This is a genomic window from Vagococcus sp. CY53-2 (assembly GCF_022604695.1).
Classification (GTDB): domain Bacteria; phylum Bacillota; class Bacilli; order Lactobacillales; family Vagococcaceae; genus Vagococcus.
Genome location: NZ_JALAHP010000004.1, coordinates 71,811 through 88,370, shown reverse-complemented (window position 1 = coordinate 88,370; position 16,560 = coordinate 71,811). Strand labels below are relative to the sequence as shown.

At 34.5% G+C, this 16,560-nt stretch carries 13 protein-coding genes; 4 read left to right on the top strand and 9 right to left on the bottom strand.

Features of this window, described 5'->3' with window-relative positions; translation table 11 throughout:
• Position 1: 1 nt before the first annotated feature.
• The 8 genes from rnc to aspS all read right to left on the bottom strand — a co-directional run bounded on the left by rnc (position 2) and on the right by aspS (position 9,578).
• Positions 2-703, bottom strand: coding sequence for a ribonuclease III (gene rnc / locus MN581_RS07710; RefSeq protein ID WP_117973550.1), 702 nt, complete (start codon positions 701-703; stop codon positions 2-4).
• A gap of 113 nt (positions 704-816) precedes the next feature.
• Entirely contained in the window at positions 817-2,604 is a 1,788-nt protein-coding gene (locus MN581_RS07705; protein WP_117973552.1) for an oligopeptide ABC transporter substrate-binding protein, read from the bottom strand.
• Between the two features lie 23 nt (positions 2,605-2,627).
• The gene (locus MN581_RS07700; RefSeq protein ID WP_117973554.1) at positions 2,628-3,530 is read right to left on the bottom strand and encodes an ABC transporter permease; all 903 of its coding nucleotides are present in this window, start codon (positions 3,528-3,530) and stop codon (positions 2,628-2,630) included.
• Between the two features lie 30 nt (positions 3,531-3,560).
• Positions 3,561-4,523, bottom strand: coding sequence for an oligopeptide ABC transporter permease (gene opp4B / locus MN581_RS07695; protein ID WP_071456144.1), 963 nt, complete (start codon positions 4,521-4,523; stop codon positions 3,561-3,563).
• 1 nt (position 4,524) lies between these two features.
• A complete protein-coding gene (locus MN581_RS07690; protein ID WP_117973556.1) occupies positions 4,525-5,475 on the bottom strand; it encodes an ATP-binding cassette domain-containing protein in 951 nt (316 codons plus the stop codon).
• Positions 5,472-6,476 (bottom strand): ABC transporter ATP-binding protein, encoded by a 1,005-nt coding sequence (locus MN581_RS07685; RefSeq protein ID WP_241699552.1) that lies wholly within the window; start codon positions 6,474-6,476, stop codon positions 5,472-5,474. Before MN581_RS07685 ends, MN581_RS07690 begins: the two co-directional genes overlap by 4 nt.
• A gap of 404 nt (positions 6,477-6,880) precedes the next feature.
• Complete coding sequence (locus tag MN581_RS07680; RefSeq protein ID WP_241699559.1) at positions 6,881-7,735, bottom strand: YitT family protein; 855 nt, start codon at positions 7,733-7,735, stop codon at positions 6,881-6,883.
• Positions 7,736-7,811: 76 nt separating this feature from the next.
• Entirely contained in the window at positions 7,812-9,578 is a 1,767-nt protein-coding gene (gene aspS / locus MN581_RS07675) for an aspartate--tRNA ligase (RefSeq protein ID WP_241699551.1), read from the bottom strand.
• A 371-nt stretch (positions 9,579-9,949) separates the two neighbouring features.
• Between aspS and MN581_RS07670 the strand changes: the two genes are divergently transcribed.
• On the top strand, positions 9,950-11,266 hold the full coding sequence (locus MN581_RS07670; RefSeq protein WP_117973562.1) for an N-acetylmuramoyl-L-alanine amidase: 1,317 nt from the start codon (positions 9,950-9,952) through the stop codon (positions 11,264-11,266).
• Positions 11,267-11,307: 41 nt separating this feature from the next.
• Here the strand turns inward: MN581_RS07670 and MN581_RS07665 are convergent, their stop codons facing one another.
• Positions 11,308-12,396, bottom strand: a complete 1,089-nt coding sequence (locus tag MN581_RS07665) for a 3D domain-containing protein (protein ID WP_241699550.1) — start codon at positions 12,394-12,396, stop codon at positions 11,308-11,310.
• 149 nt (positions 12,397-12,545) lie between these two features.
• Between MN581_RS07665 and MN581_RS07660 the strand changes: the two genes are divergently transcribed.
• The 3 genes from MN581_RS07660 to MN581_RS07650 all read left to right on the top strand — a co-directional run bounded on the left by MN581_RS07660 (position 12,546) and on the right by MN581_RS07650 (position 16,550).
• Positions 12,546-13,022 (top strand): nucleoside 2-deoxyribosyltransferase, encoded by a 477-nt coding sequence (locus MN581_RS07660; protein WP_241699549.1) that lies wholly within the window; start codon positions 12,546-12,548, stop codon positions 13,020-13,022.
• Positions 13,023-13,106: 84 nt separating this feature from the next.
• Positions 13,107-14,816 carry an ABC transporter ATP-binding protein gene (locus MN581_RS07655; RefSeq protein ID WP_241699548.1) on the top strand — a complete coding sequence of 570 codons (1,710 nt, stop codon included), beginning with the start codon at positions 13,107-13,109 and terminating at the stop codon, positions 14,814-14,816.
• Positions 14,817-16,550, top strand: a complete 1,734-nt coding sequence (locus tag MN581_RS07650; protein ID WP_241699547.1) for an ABC transporter ATP-binding protein — start codon at positions 14,817-14,819, stop codon at positions 16,548-16,550.
• Positions 16,551-16,560: the final 10 nt, after the last annotated feature.

The window sequence follows — 16,560 nt, the reverse complement described above, 5'->3', positions numbered from 1 at the left end:
CCTAGGATTCTTCTGCCAAAATATTAGCTAATGCTGCTTCTGCTGCATTTTGTTCTGCCGCTTTTTTAGATTTTCCAGACCCCTTACCTAAAGGTGTTCCTCCACCACACACTTCAACATGAAAAACTCTTGCATGTGCTGGTCCTTCTTCATCAATTAAATGATATTCAATCAAGATATCACCATTTTTTTGTAATACTTCTTGTAGAGCTGTTTTATGATCCATCTCATGTGAAAAAGCACCAGTTTCAATTTTTGCTACGACTACTTGGTAGATAAATTCTTTCGATTTTTTAGCTCCTTGATCCAAATATAGAGCTCCTAAAAAAGCTTCGAATAAATCACACAACAATGATGAACGACTTCTACCATTTGAATTTTCCTCACCCTTACCAAGTTTAACAAATTGATCAAACCCACATTCTTTAGCAAACATTGCTAGACTGTCTTCTCTAACAATGGTTGAACGTAGTTTTGTTAATTTCCCTTCTGGTAAATCTTGAAAATGACGGTATAAATAATCAGATACTTCTAACTCTAAGACAGCATCTCCTAGAAATTCTAATCGTTCATTATCTTGTAATTCAAAATGTCGATGCTCATTCACATAGGATGAATGGGTAAACGCTTGTTCCAACAACGAGATGTCTTTAAAAATGATGTTATAGTCTGTCTTTAATAACTGTGTTAACGTTTGTTCCATTGAATGTGCCTCTCCCTTTTAACGATAGATACTCTTATTATACGTTTTTTTTGTTTGAAAGAAAACAAAAACTATCAATTTGACCAAATAGCCAAATTGATAGTCATTAAACGTTATTTTTTATCTGTTACACCAACGTGAGACCATGGGTTACTTGTTACATCATAAGCCCAGTCAAATCCAGTTACTTTGTCACTTACTGGTAATACAGCATCTCTGAACAATGTTGGAATGACAAATGCTTCGTCAGCAACATATTCTTGCCATTCTTTAAATTTATCTGTACGGTATTTACCATCAAATGATTTCTCAGAATCAATTTCGTTCAATAGCTTAGTATTTTCATCACTGACAAAACGAGTGTAGTTAAACGCTGCTTTAGGTCCGTATAATCCTGATTGAGATGGATCTGAACTTAATCCCCAAGCCGCTTGATAAACATCAACGTCTGGTGAATCATTTTTCAATTTATCATAGAATGATTGGAATTCAATTAAACGACCAGTTGATAATTTAACATCTAAACCAATTTCTTTCCAGCAGTCCATGTAGTATTCAGCTAATGGTTGGGCAGTTTCGCCACCTGACATAGAAGCAAAATTAATTTCTAGTTTTTCACCTTTTGGATCGCGACGGAATTCTTCGCCATCTTTTTTCTTGTATCCAGCTTCATCTAATAATTTGTTTGCTTTATCAATATCTTGTTTAGAGTAACCAACTAAGCTCTTATCACTAAATTCATCAAAGATTGGTGGTACAATCGCATTAGCAGGTTGACGTAAACCATTGTAGAATTTGTTCGCTACAGCTTCGTTATCAATGGCATATCCCATTGCTTGACGTAATGATTTATTTGCCATTTTTGAATCTGGATTGTAAACAGATTCACCTTTAGCATCATCCCATTTACCTAATTTGAATCCAATATAAGTATAAGCTAAATCTTGACGACCTAAGATTTCATATCCTTCTATATCTTTATAGTTTGGATAGTTATCAGTTGGCATACTGAATACCATGTCATATTTTTTAGCTTTCAATGATTCTACAATTGAACTCGATGGTGCGACACGCATTGTGATTTTACTTAATTTGGGTTTTTCACCGTAGTAGTACTCATTTGGTGTGTACTCTACAGATTCACCTGTATTAATTTTTTCCATTTTGTATGGTCCAAACGTTACGATATTCTTACGTACCGCATCACTAGATTCCATTCCTTTTACTGGAATATCTTTAAAGATATGAGAAGGCATTGCTGAAGTCCAAACAGTTTCACTTGTTTGTTTCATCCCTGGATTCATTTCTTTGTAAGAAATTTCGACCGTTTTGTCATCTACTTTTTTAATTCCTGAGATAGTGTCAGCTTTTCCATCATGGTACTCATCCATCCCAACGATATTTTGGAAATCTTCACCATAACGGATACCTGAATAATCTTTGTTACCAATGATTAAGTATGGTTGGATAATATCATCTGCTACTAATGGTTTACCATCTGACCATTTGGCATCTTTAGTAATTGTAATTGTAATTTTCTTACCATCAACATCGATGTCTTTTTTTGCTACTCCGTCATCTGTTGTCTCAAAGTTACCATTACTTGTAAATAATGATTCATGAGATGGTTGCATAAATTGAGCATCATAGTTGTCTTCAGAAAAAGTTTCAGAGAACATTCCTTTAAACTGTGTATCCATAACAACTGCTGCTTCTAACGTTCCGCCTTCTTTGGCTTTTTCTTTATTAGACGTTTTTACTGGGAATTTTGATACATCTTCCGTTTTTTCTGTTTTCCCACTACTTGATTTTTTGTCAGATTTTCCTCCGCCACAAGCTGATAACCCAACTGTTACTGCAGCACCAAGTGCTACGACGCTAAATAATTTTTTGTACTTCATTCCTTCATCCCCCTTAGATTTTTTTATCCTAAACGTTGACGTGCATCCGCTGAACGCTTCAATGCTTGACCAACGTAGTTGATACATAACATCATGACAAGAATTAATACAGACGCTGGCGCCCATACCCAAGTCATATCTGATAAAACGACACCATTTGACGCATACCCAATCAATGTTCCTAAACTAGGTGTTGATTGTGGTAATCCAAATCCTAAGTATGACAACGTTGTTTCAATCCCGATGTTGCCTGCAAAGTTCATCGTCAAATTTGTAATAATTAATGAGCTTAAGTTTGGCATCAATTCACCAAACATTATCTTGAAATCACTTGTCCCAAGTGTTTTTGATGCACTGATGTAATCACGACGTACTTCAGATAGTGTCTTTCCTCTAAAGAGACGCGCTTTTGCGACCCAATAGAATGAACTCATAATCATAATAAAAGAAAATACATTATAGCTTGGAACAATTGTAACAAACACAATGATAATCATCATAATGGGTAAAATCATGATAAAATCAACAATTCGCATAATGATACTATCTACCATACCACCATAGTACCCTGCAACAATCCCTAATCCCACACCAATGATTGATGTCAAAATAGTAATTGAAAACCCAATAACAACAGAGTTACGAGCACCAATGATCAATTGTCCAAAAACATCACGCCCACCTTCGTCAGCACCTAATAGGTAGCCATTACCTGGGGCAGCATATTTATCTAAGATACTTACTTTCATTACAGCATCTTTATCTAAAACAAGTGCTCCGATAAAAATAACTGCAAAGATAATAACTAATAACGCTAATGAAAATAATGCTAATTTATCTTTTTTAAATTCTCGAGCAATCATTTTAAAACCTGTTGGTGGAACACTAACAGCTTCTACAGTTGCTTCTTTTTTTTCTTTACTCATAGCGAGTCTCCTTTCTTAACTATTGGTGTGTTACTGGATACGAATACGAGGATCGACGATACTCATGACAATATCTGAAATTAGATTTCCGATAATTGTGACAATACCTAGTATTAATACTATGGCTGTAATCACTGAGTAGTCACGTCCATTGATTGCATCAATAAACAATTTACCAATACCTGGATAAGCAAAGGTTTGTTCAATAACAACTGACCCACTAATTAAGGCAGTAATTTCATAACTTAATTGGGCTGCTATTGGTAAAGAGGCATTTCTAAAAATATGATGTGTAAAGACTTTATTAGTCGGTACACCTTTTGCTCTTGCTGTACGAACAAAATCTAATTGTTTTGCATCAATGACTTCATTACGTAAGTATTGAATCGTTACGGCTGTTGCAAGTAACGCTTGTGTAATGGCTGGTAAAATCATGTGATACAAGCGACTCATCACATATTGTAATGACCCCGGTTCTAATCCTGTTGCCACTGATCCCGTTGTTGGGAACCATTCTAAACGGTAACCAAAGACAAATAGCATCAGTAACGCGAAGATAAAGATTGGAACAGCAAAGCTGACAAAGTTATAAACGACAACTGCTTTATCAAACCAAGAGTTTTGATAACGACCTGAGACTAATCCTAAAGGTAAGGCAATTGCATATGTAATAATAACTGTTAATAATGACAAGTAAATGGTATTCCCAACACGAGAACCAATAATATCACTTACAGGTAGTTTATATAAGAAACTTTGTCCAAAATCACCTTTAAACGCATTGGTTATCCAATCAAAATACTGAATATACCAAGGATTATTTAATCCTGCTGCTTCACGCATTCGATCGATTGTCGCAGGGTCCATATTAGGATTAATTAATCCAGTAAACGGATCTCCCGGCATAGCTTTTGCTAATAAAAAGATAAACAGACTCAACACAAAAATTTGTGGAATCATTAATAGTACACGTCTTAATATTGTTTTCCACATATCATTGTCCTCCCCCTTCAGTTGTCTTAATTGCTGCCTGATGAGTTGGACTAATAGTTTTCAAGTCATATACACGACCATTTTCATCATAGTACTGGCTGTATAAGTCTCGGAAATCTTGTTCCACTTTTCGACGCTCTTGTTTATGCTTATCACGGTTTTCTACATCAATCTTAGGAATGGCAGACAGTAAGCGTTTTGTATAAATATGTTGTGGATTATTATAAATATCTTCACGCGTTCCGATTTCAACAAAACGACCATGATTCATAATCGCAATATTGTCACACATGTGTTTTACCACACCTAAATCGTGAGAGATAAATAAATAACTCAAATTATATTCTTCCTGAATACGTTTCATGAAGTTAAGTACCTGTGCTTGAACTGATAAGTCAAGAGCTGATACTGGCTCATCGGCAATGATTAATTTAGGATTCGTTGCAACAGCTCGTGCCACACCTAAACGTTGTCTTTGACCACCAGAAAACTCATGTGGGTACTTATATAGTGCATCTGTTGGCATACCAACAATATCTAACAAGTTTTGAACACGTTTCTTTTCTTCTTGAACAGATAAGTTTTCGAAGTTTCGAATGGGTTCAGCAATAATATCCAATACACGTTTCTTAGGATTTAAACTTGACATTGAATCTTGGAAAATCATTTGCACATCTTTATTATAGCCAATTGATTTTCTTGCTCTTTTTGAAACAACATTTGTGTTTTCAAATAAAATTTCTCCGGCTGTTGCTTTTTCAAGACCCACAATTGTTTTACCAATGGTTGATTTGCCTGAACCAGACTCTCCAACTAAACCGTATGTTTTTCCTGCTTCAATTTCAAAGTCAACACCATCAACAGCATAAACATAATCAACAACTTTATTTAAAAATCCTCCACGAATTGGGTAATGCACTTTTAAATCTTTTATTTCTATTAGTCCCATTATGCGTCACCTTCTTCTCTAAAGTGGAAATGTTTGTAACATGTGCATCGAACAAAGTGTCCTGGTTCAACTTCATGCAACGTTGGTTGTTCCTCGTGCTCATCTTCTGGTATCCAAGGAATACGAGCGGCAAATCGGCAACCTGTACGTGGCATATTTTTTAATGAAGGAACCACTCCCTCGATAACATGTAATTCAGAGTCATGTGCGTCTTCTTGTGGAATTGAGTTCAGTAACGAGCGTGTATAAGGATGTTGTGGATTAGAGAATAAAACATCAACAGGTGCTTCTTCTACAATTTGACCACCATACATAACAGCGACTCTATCTGCTGTCTCAGCTACCACACCTAAATCGTGAGTAATCAAAATAATGCCGGCTTCTGTTTCCTCTTGTAAATCTCCTAATAAGTCTAAAATTTGTGCTTGAATGGTTACATCAAGCGCAGTAGTAGGTTCATCGGCAATAATAATTGGTGGTTTACAAGAAATAGCGATAGCGATGATAACACGTTGTCTCATCCCACCGGACAATTCATGTGGATATTGTTTTGCCACACGTTCAGGATTGACAATACCTACTTGATTTAATAACTCAATCGCACGTTCAGTCCGTTGTTTTTCATCTAAATCTGTATGATAAAACAACGCTTCTGAAATTTGATCTCCTATACGCATTAATGGATTTAACGCTGACAATGGATCTTGGAAAATCATCCCGATATCATTTCCTCTAATCTTGTTATAAAGCGTTTCGGATAGACCTACAAGATTTAAATCGTTGTAGACGATATCCCCAGTAATTCTAGTATTTTTTGGATCTTGTAACCCCATTATGGTCATTGCTAATGTGCTTTTCCCACAACCAGATTCTCCAACAATTGCTAAAATTTCATTTTTGTCTAATGTAATTGACACGTCATCTACTGCATCATAAAAATTGTCTTTGATTCGAAATCCCGTATGTAAATTTCTCACGTCTAATAATTTGTTGTCAACAAACAATAGAATTCTCCTTTCTTATATTATTCCCGTACTGATTTTATTTGTACATATAACTCTTCATTTTTAATAATATCTATATACTTAATAGATGAAAACTATTAAGATATCTTATAATTATATTAGAAAACGAATGATTAAGCAATAGTTTTAATAGCAATTAAATTAATTTAAAATTAAAATTAAATGATATTAAACTCATTATATACTACTAATCTCATAATTTAAAGGTATCTTTTTGAATTTCACAAACATTCTAATACAAAAACGTTTTCAGTACCAACCTTTTAATCTTTTCTTGTAAAAATAAGTTATTTTCTTTTAAAAAATTAGGGATTTAAGTATTAATATAACTGCTTTCTCATTTTCTAATGACCTAAAGGGAAAAAATTTATTTTAGTTCTCAGCTAATCAATCGTTTCATAGAAATTCCCCATAATAGTTACATTCTCGGATATACTAACAAAGGCTTTTGGATCTGCTTTCTCCATTGCATGTTGTAGCATAGGGATTTGATCGCGCGTCAATACAGTTAATAATACTTTTTGTTCATGATGAGAAAATGCTCCTTCTGCATCATTTAAAATAGTAATACCTCGACGTATCCTAGATTGTAACTCATCTACGACAGTTTGTGGCTTACTTGTAATAATCATAACTTGCATTTTTTTTTGCTTAGTAAATACCATATCGACTACTTTGCCATTCACAAAAATAGAAAAAGCACTGTAAAATGAATATGGCCAACCAAACAAATAACCTGATGTTAAAATAATACAGGCATTAAAAATGATATTTAATGATCCAACATTTCGACCAGTTAGTTTTCTAATTGTCATACTAACAATATCTAATCCACCCGAAGATAAGCCACTACGAAGCGCTAATCCTACTCCCAAACCACATATTCCTCCACCAAAAATGGCACAAATAATAGGATCGGTCGATAACACTGTAATAGGAATAACCTGTACAAAAAAAGCTGTCATAAATACAGAAATCATCGTAAAAATAGTAAATTTTCTACTCAACATTATCCACGCTAATATAAACAGCGGAATATTTAAGCAATACAATACAACACCCATAGGCAATTCAATACCTGATACCTTTTCGGCTAACGTGACAATAATCTGCCCTAAACCTGTAATACCACTGGCATAAATATGTCCAGGTCTCCAAAATAAATTTAGTGCAATTGCTTGTAAAATACCATTAACAACAGCCATAGAAACTTTTTCCATATACCCATTGTCGCTCATATATTCTTTACACGTTTTTAATCTTTCCACTGATTGCGCCTCTCCTCGATTTATTGACTAATTAAGTGGCATAATTCTACTCATCTATTTCAACGTTTAATGATAGCTCAGCTAGTTGTTCTGTTGATGCCATACTTGGTGCAGATGTCATCAAATCAGCTGCTTTACTATTTTTAGGAAAAGCGATTACCTCACGAATATTATCTTTTTTAGCAAGTAACATAACTAAACGATCTAGCCCTAAAGCAATTCCCCCATGTGGTGGGAATCCATAATCTAATGCATCTAAAAGAAAACCAAATTGAGATTCAGCTGATTCTTTCGTAAAACCTAACGCTTTAAACATTTTCTCTTGTAAATCTCGTTGGTAAATTCTCAAAGAACCCCCTCCAAGCTCATAACCATTTAGTACCACATCATAGGCTTTGGCGTAAACTTTTTCAGGTGATGTTTCTAATAATTCAATGTCACTTTCCTTTGGCATTGTAAATGGATGATGTGCTGCTACAAAACGGTCTTCTTCTTCAGAATATTCAAATAATGGCCAGTCTACTACCCATAAGAAATTAAATTTATCTGGATCTATTAAGTCTAACTCTTTTCCTAAACGATTTCTTAATGCACCTAGTGATGCTGCGACAATTGATTCAGTGTCGGCGCAGAATAATAATAAATCGCCAACCTCTGCCTCTGTCACATCAATAATTTTTTCGCTTGAGTCTACTAAAAACTTCGCGATTGGTCCTTTTAGCCCATCTTCTTCTACTTTGACCCATGCTAAACCTTTAGCACCAAACTGAGATAACCATTCACCTAGTTTATCCAAGTCTTTACGTGAATACTTACTTGCAGCTTGTTTAGCATTTAATGCTTTGACAGCACCATTTGCGTTCAATGCATTTTGGAACACTTTAAATTCAATGTCTTTGACAGTATCCTTCATGTCAATTAATTCCATATCAAATCGTGTATCAGGTTTATCGCTACCAAATCGAGCCATTGAATCATCATACGTCATACGTGGAAATGGCAGTGGAATATCAATTCCCATAACATCTTTCATTACTTTTGATAACATATTTTCAGTATAATTTTGGATGTCTTCTTCGGTTAAGAAACTTGTTTCAATATCAACTTGCGTAAATTCTGGTTGGCGATCACCACGTAAATCTTCATCCCTAAAACAACGAACAATTTGGTAGTAACGATCGATACCTGCTCCCATTAATAATTGTTTTGTAGTTTGTGGAGACTGTGGTAGAGCATAAAAGTGTCCTGGATGAACACGTGAAGGAACTAAATAATCTCTTGCCCCTTCTGGTGTCGATTTATTTAAATAAGGTGTTTCCACATCTAAAAAGCCATTGTCATTTAAAAATTCACGAATAACTCGTGTAACATGATGTCTTAATTTTAAATTATTTAACATAGATGGGCGTCTAATATCCATATAACGATATTTCATACGCACATCATCACTAATCGTTTGATCGTCTTCAATGACAAATGGTGGTGTCTTTGCTTCATTATATACCATGATGTCCTCAGCAATAATTTCTACTTTACCTGTCTTCATTCGAGGATTAATAGACGAGTCTGTTCTCTCTACTACCTTACCTCTAACACCAATCGCATATTCACTTCGACATGAATCAGCAATGTCTAATGCTTCTTGTGATACTTCTGGATTAAAGACCACTTGGACGATTCCTTCTCTGTCTCTTAAATCAATAAAAATCAATCCACCTAAGTCACGGCGTTTTTGCACCCAACCTTTTACTACAACTTCTTTATCTAGATCTTTTTCCGATACTAACCCACAATACGTTGTTCTTTCTTGCATATTATCTCTCTCCTTAAAATTAATCATTCATAAAAAAAAAGCCCCTGTTATATCATAACAAGGACGAATAATTACTTACACGTGGTACCACCTATTTTTTAAAAAGTTCAAGAACTTTTTTCTCTAAACGATATAACGCTCGTTAGCGGGGTATCTTACTACCCATCTCCAGAGTGTCAGTCCTTTTTATGAATGATTTCACCAGATTCATTCTCTCTGTCGGGAAAAAAGGCACGTCTCTTTCATCGATACTCCACTTTAAAATACTAAAATTTGTACAAAAAGTCAAGATACAATAGGAGAACTCACTACTCATCTTTCCTTTTTTTTGCTATAATATTCTTTATTAATAAACCAATGAGGTAAACCATGTGAAAAACACAAAATCAATAAATCGCACGATAAAAATGTTCATCATTAATACTTTAGTCATTACCCTTGTTTTTATCGGCTTCTATTACATGCGGGGGAATAGCCAAATTGCAACTGTGGGAACAACCGCTTTAAACGTTAGAGAGAAGCCTGATGCTTTTTCCACTGTCATTACACAAGTACATAAAGAAGACAAAGTGACCATTTCTGATCAAAAAAACAACTGGTATAAAATACAGACATCTGATAAAACGGTTGGCTGGGTACCAGATTGGTTACTATTTGATGGAACGAGTGGACCATACACTAACCTTAGTGCTTTAATATCTAAACGAAACATCGAACTAAAAAAAGAAAACTCAGAAAATAGTCAAACAATTAAAACGCTAAAAAAGAATGAGTACGTCAATGCAACCCTTGAGCTAAATGGATGGGTAAGGATTTATAGTGGTGGTGATTATGGCTGGGTACCAAATGATTGCTTAACCATTCAAAAAAATCGTCCCAATAAATATAAAGACAATCAATCTCTCCATATTGCAACTACCTCTGCCTTTTTAATGAATGATCATTCAACTTCCAGTAAAAAAGGTAACTTATTAAAATATGGCGATTCTCTTACCTATGTATCTGAAACCGAAAATGGTTGGATGAAAGTAAAAACAAAAGATGGAAAAACTGGTTTTCTCAACTCCTGGCAAGTTACTTCTAGGAAAATATCTAGCAAAGAGGAAAAGCCAGGTATCCCAATGCCAGAATTTACCATTATGTTAGATCCCGGTCATGGTGGGGATGACCCAGGTGCTCAAACAACAGATGGTATAACATTTGAAAAAGATGTTACATTAAAGACAGCACTAGCTGTGAGAAAAGAATTACAGTCTCATGGATTTAATGTTTTAATGACTCATGATACAGATAAATTTGTTTCACTAACAGATATTGGAAAAATTAGTTCTTCTAGTCAAGCAAATGCGTTTATTAGTTTCCACTATGATTCTAGCGCACAACCAAATACTGCTTCTGGAACCACAACTTTTTACAGAAAAGATGGCAGTAAAATGTTAGCTCAATCAATAAATGATAGTATTGCCAATATTTTACCATTAGATAACAGAGGTTTTGGAAAACAAGACTACCAAGTTCTAAGAGAAAATTCGAAACCCGCTGTTTTACTTGAATTAGGATATATCAATAATGATTTTGATGCTTCTTATATTACGAATAAAAAATACCATCAAAAAATCGGTGAAGCAGTGTATGATGGCCTAATGCATTACATAGAAGAAAAAAGCAGTAAAGGTGCTGAAAACTAAAAAGTATCAACCAACACATGACTCGTTGGTTGATACTTTTTTTATTGAACAGTTACTGTGACTGTTCGTCTTCCCCACTGTAAACATTCTGCTACTGTACTAAAATGAACATCAATAATATTGCCTTTAATGGCTCCACCTGTGTCTCCAGCAACAGCAAATCCATATCCAGACACTTCTACTAGTGAGTTTAACGGAATTACACTTGGATCAACTGCAATAACACGAGAGTTTTGTCTTAAATCAATTCCGGTTGCTGTGTAAGGTGTTAATCCAGCTTCACTATATGAATAAGCTGTCGATTGCATAGTTAAAACCCGTCCATTACCACTTGACGCTGGTTTATCTGTGGATACAGGTGTTGCGTTGGTAGAATTAGTTACTTCTGTCTTATTATTATTTTCTGATTTAGCTATTTCGTTCATTGAAGAAGAATTATTAGTATTTACTTTGGTTGTTTCTTTAGCCTCTTGTGCTTTTTTAGCCAATTCTTTTTCTTTAGCTGCTTGAGCTTCTTTTATGACACGTTCTTCCGATAACTTTTTCAATGTTGCTTCATTATCAGCCAGTTCTTTTTTTAAATCGTTTACTTGTGATTCTAATGCTGCTTTATCTGTTTCTACTTTGGATTGCTTTTCAGATAACATTTGTTGGTCCATCACTAATTCTTCTCTTAATTTTTCCAACTTTTCCGTATCTGTTTCTAATGTATCAATTTTAGATTTTTCAGCTGTTTGTAAAACTGACATTGCATAAGCACGATTAATAAAATCTGACACACTATTAGCGTTTAATAACGTATCAACCATTGTAGTACTTTGTTGATTTGTTTGGATTGTCTTCATACGAGAAGCGATCAATTCTTTGCGTTTATCCATACTACGTTTTGTTTTTTCAATTTGCTGTTGTGTAGATAATATTTTAGTTTCAGTATTAACTACCTCTGATTTTAAATTTTCTAAATCTCTATAATTTTTATTTACATTATCAAGTGCACTATCGATTTTTTCACTAATCTCAACACTTTGTTTTTTCACGTCTTCTTCTTTCGTTGCTGCAAATAACGAAACTGGCATGCTTGTTAGCATGACAAAGCACAATAGACCAGTTATAGTTTTCCTATAATTCAACAATCGCCAACACCTTTCAATTAATAACGTTCACTTTTTATCTTTCCCAATTATACAAGAATGGCTCTTGCTTAATATGACATTCTCTTTACAAATTATTACAAATTAGGGTATTGTATTATATAAATGTAATAGTAAGGAGTGGTTTGATGACAAATATATACTTTGCTAGTCCCTTATTCTCAACAATGGAAAAAAATTACAACGAGTGGCTTGTAAAACAAATCAGAGAATCTTACAAAGAGGTTTCTGTGTATTTACCTCAAGAGCAAATGGAGATAAATGATAAAAATAGTTATGCTGACTCAAAAATGATTGCAACTTATGATACAAAAGCATTACTAAACAGTCAACTAATGATTGCTGTACTTGATGGTGTCAGTATTGATGTTGGTGTCGCTTCTGAGATTGGTGTAGCTTATCAAGCTGGCATCCCTATTATCGGTTTGTTCACAGACAGTAGACAACAAGGTGCTGATAATCAGCAAAAAATAACAGCATTGCAAGATGTAGCAGAGTCTCAATTCCCTTATGTTAACCTTTACACGATTGGGTTAATTAAACTAAATGGCGTCGTGGTTAATTCTGAAGAATTGTTATTAAAAACGATCGCCACATACATCTAATTTAGCGAGCATCTTTTACCGTATTTGGGTATAGGATGTTCGCTAAAATCATGTTAACCTAATTAAAGAAAGGAAGTGCTCAACTTGTCTGTATTTTCTTATGCTAAAAAATATAAAAAACAATTAATACTTGGCCCTGCTTTTAAATTGATGGAAGCGATCTTCGAATTAACACTCCCACTATTTATGGCTTATTTAATTGATTCAGGGATTCGAGAACAAAACATATCGGTTGTCTACGCTGCTACTTTATACATGTTAGGTTTGTCTATACTTGGGCTTTTATGCGTCCTAGTTTGCCAATATTATGCAGCTGTTGCGTCTCAAGGTTTTGGAACAGAATTACGTTTAGCTGTTGTAAAAAAAATCACACAGTTTTCTCATACTGAAATTGATAAATTTGGACCTGACACATTTTTAACTAGAACCATTAACGACGTCAATCAATTACAACTAGCATTAGCCATGCTCATCCGTCTAGTTATTCGTGCACCATTCCTTAGTATTGGCTCTATCGTCATGGCCTTTACCATCAATACATCAATGGGATTTATTTTCTTGTTAACTGTTCCTATTTTTTCATTTATTCTATACATTTTAATGAGCAAAACAGTACCAAAATACCAACAAGTGTTATCATCTATTGATGAATTAAATACTGTTACTAGCGAACAACTTACCGGTGTCAAAGTTATTCGTGCCTTTGCCAATGAAAAAAAAATGGAAGATAAATCAGCTGAGGTCAGCGAAAAGTTAGCCAATCGCTACATTGATATGACAAAACTATCTGCTCTTATGTCTCCCCTAACCTTGTTTATGACAAATATGATTATTGCTCTAATCTTATGGGTTGGTGATATTAATGTATCTGTCGGACAACTTCAAACAGGAGATATTGTAGCTTTAATCAACTACATGCTACAACTGCTAGCTGCCTTAATTGTTGTAGCAAATTTAGTGACCATTTTCGTACGAGCTTTTTCAGCTAAAAAACGGGTCGAGGAAATACTTAATACAACACCGAAAGTTCAAACACAACCTCTAGATAAAGTATTACCATTTGAATCAGAAAACACGTTATCTTTTCAAGATGTATCCTTTCATTACCCTAGTTCATCTCAAGACGTGTTAAGAAAGATTCAATTCGATTTAAAAAAAGGGACACAACTTGGGATTGTTGGACCTACCGGATGTGGTAAGACAACGTTAATTGAATTAATTCAAAAATTTTATCTTCCAACTGACGGGACTATTCTCTTAGATAATATGAACCTACTTGATTTAACCTCAGGAGAAGTCAGACATTCTATCGGTTATGTATCACAAAAAAGTGTCATTTTTTCAGGAACGATTGAGAGTAACTTAAAAATGGGATTCCCAAATGCAACGGAAAAAGATTGTTGGAGAGCACTAGAGTGGGCTGACTGTTTAGAGTTCGTTGATGACTTAAGTATGCCAACTGCTGAAAACGGGACAAATTTTTCAGGAGGCCAAAGACAACGTTTGGCAATTGCCAGAGCGTTGATTTCTCAACCAAGTATTCTAATTTTAGATGATGCTCTAAGTGCTTTAGATTATAAAACGGATTTAGCTATTCGACAAACGTTAGCAAGACTTGATTTTATCAAAAATAGCATTATCGTGTCGCAACGCATCTCTTCTGTTAAAGAAGCAGACCATTTACTAGTCTTAAATCAAGGTGAAATAGTCGCTCAAGGAACGCATCAAAACTTGATGAAGCAATCACAATTTTACCAACAAATTGTGACATCTCAAGAAAAGGGGGATAACTAAATGTTTAAACAAAGACTTTCAACTTTCTCTCCTTATCTAAAACCTTTCAAAAAAGCGATTATCTTAAATGCTTGTTTGAGTTTTCTGTACGGCCTGAGTAGTGTATTGGTCACCATGTATATTGGTAAAGCGATTGATAGTATGACGCTATCATCTAAGACGGGGTTAGTAACACAGATTTTTCTCATTATCGTTTTGACTTGTCTAGCGGCGAGTAGTTTTTATTTCTTACAGCGAATCAGTCAGCATATCGCCTATACTTCTATGAAGGAAGTAAGAAAAAAAGGATACCATAAGCTAAATAAATTACCGATAAATTATTTTGATACACATTCACATGGTGACACGATGAACCGATTTAGTACGGATTTAGATTATATTTCAGAAGCTCTACTGGCTTTATTTAATCAACTATTTCCAAGCATAACGATTATCATCGTGGCACTGGGTATTATGCTATCTTTAAACGTTATATTAACTGGTGTAATTCTCTTGATAACAGCAGGTATGTTTTTAGTTAATGTGATGATAGCAAAAAAAGGACAGCGATATTTCAACGCACAACAGCAATTACTAGGAAAAATGTCTGGCTATATCAATGAACAATTTAGCCATTTAAAAACGATTAAGTCTTATGAATATGAAGAAACCGTTATTCAACAATTCCAGGACATGAATCTTGAATTGCAACAAACTGGGCAACAAGCACAATTCATTTCTTCTCTGACAAATCCTTTATCTCGTTTTATCGATCACATGGGCTATTTATTAATTGGTTTAGTGAGTGGGCTACTTATTATTAATATTTCATTACCATTATCTTTAGGAATGCTATCTAGTTTTATTATTTATTCAGGACAGTTTTCAAAACCGTTAATTGAACTATCAAGTATCACAACACAACTTCAAACAGCTTTTTCGAGTATTAAACGTATCAACGACTTACTAGATGAACCAGAAGAAGAAACATACGTCAAAAAACTAACCCATCCTTTCACACCTATTGGTAATGTGTCCTTTTCGCATGTGTACTTCTCATATGATCCAGCATCACCATTAATTGAAGATTTCAATTTAACTGTTAAACAGGGACAAACAGTGGCAATTGTAGGGAAAACAGGAGCAGGTAAATCTACCTTAGTTAATCTTTTAATGAATTTTTATCCGTTAGATAAAGGCGTTATTACGATTGATTCCGTGCCAATCACTGATATACCAAAAGATGAATTGCGACGCTCATTTGGAATGGTGTTACAAGAAACTTGGTTATTCCAAGGTACTATTTGGGACAATCTAACGTTGGGTAACACACAAGCAACAAAACAAGATGTGATAAAAGCCTGTGAAGAAGCAAATATCTATCACTTTATTCAACAATTGCCTCATGGATTTGATACGATGATTGGGCAATCAGGTGTGTTGTTATCTGAAGGACAAAAACAATTATTTACGATTGCGAGAACGATGATTAGTAAACCTCCTATGCTTATACTAGATGAGGCCACAAGTTCTATTGATACCTTGACAGAACAACATATCCAAACAGCTTTTGATAACATGATGTCAGGAAAAACTAGTTTTATCATCGCTCATCGTCTATCAACAATTAAAAAAGCCGATATTATTCTTGTGATGGATAAAGGAAAAATCATCGAGACAGGAACTCACGACTCCTTATTAAAAAACAAAGATGGTGCTTATTCTAGTCTCTACCACTCACAATTTAGTCATTGACAAACTAAAA

Excerpts from the sequence above, each read along its gene's own strand:
- rnc (WP_117973550.1), bottom strand. The coding sequence starts at position 703 with ATGGAACAAACGTTAACACAGTTATTAAAGACAGACTATAACATCATT.
- MN581_RS07705 (WP_117973552.1), bottom strand. The coding sequence starts at position 2,604 with ATGAAGTACAAAAAATTATTTAGCGTCGTAGCACTTGGTGCTGCAGTA.
- MN581_RS07700 (WP_117973554.1), bottom strand. The coding sequence starts at position 3,530 with ATGAGTAAAGAAAAAAAAGAAGCAACTGTAGAAGCTGTTAGTGTTCCA.
- opp4B (WP_071456144.1), bottom strand. The coding sequence starts at position 4,523 with ATGTGGAAAACAATATTAAGACGTGTACTATTAATGATTCCACAAATT.
- MN581_RS07680 (WP_241699559.1), bottom strand. The coding sequence starts at position 7,735 with ATGAGCGACAATGGGTATATGGAAAAAGTTTCTATGGCTGTTGTTAAT.
- aspS (WP_241699551.1), bottom strand. The coding sequence starts at position 9,578 with ATGCAAGAAAGAACAACGTATTGTGGGTTAGTATCGGAAAAAGATCTA.
- MN581_RS07660 (WP_241699549.1), top strand. The coding sequence starts at position 12,546 with ATGACAAATATATACTTTGCTAGTCCCTTATTCTCAACAATGGAAAAA.
- MN581_RS07650 (WP_241699547.1), top strand. The coding sequence starts at position 14,817 with ATGTTTAAACAAAGACTTTCAACTTTCTCTCCTTATCTAAAACCTTTC.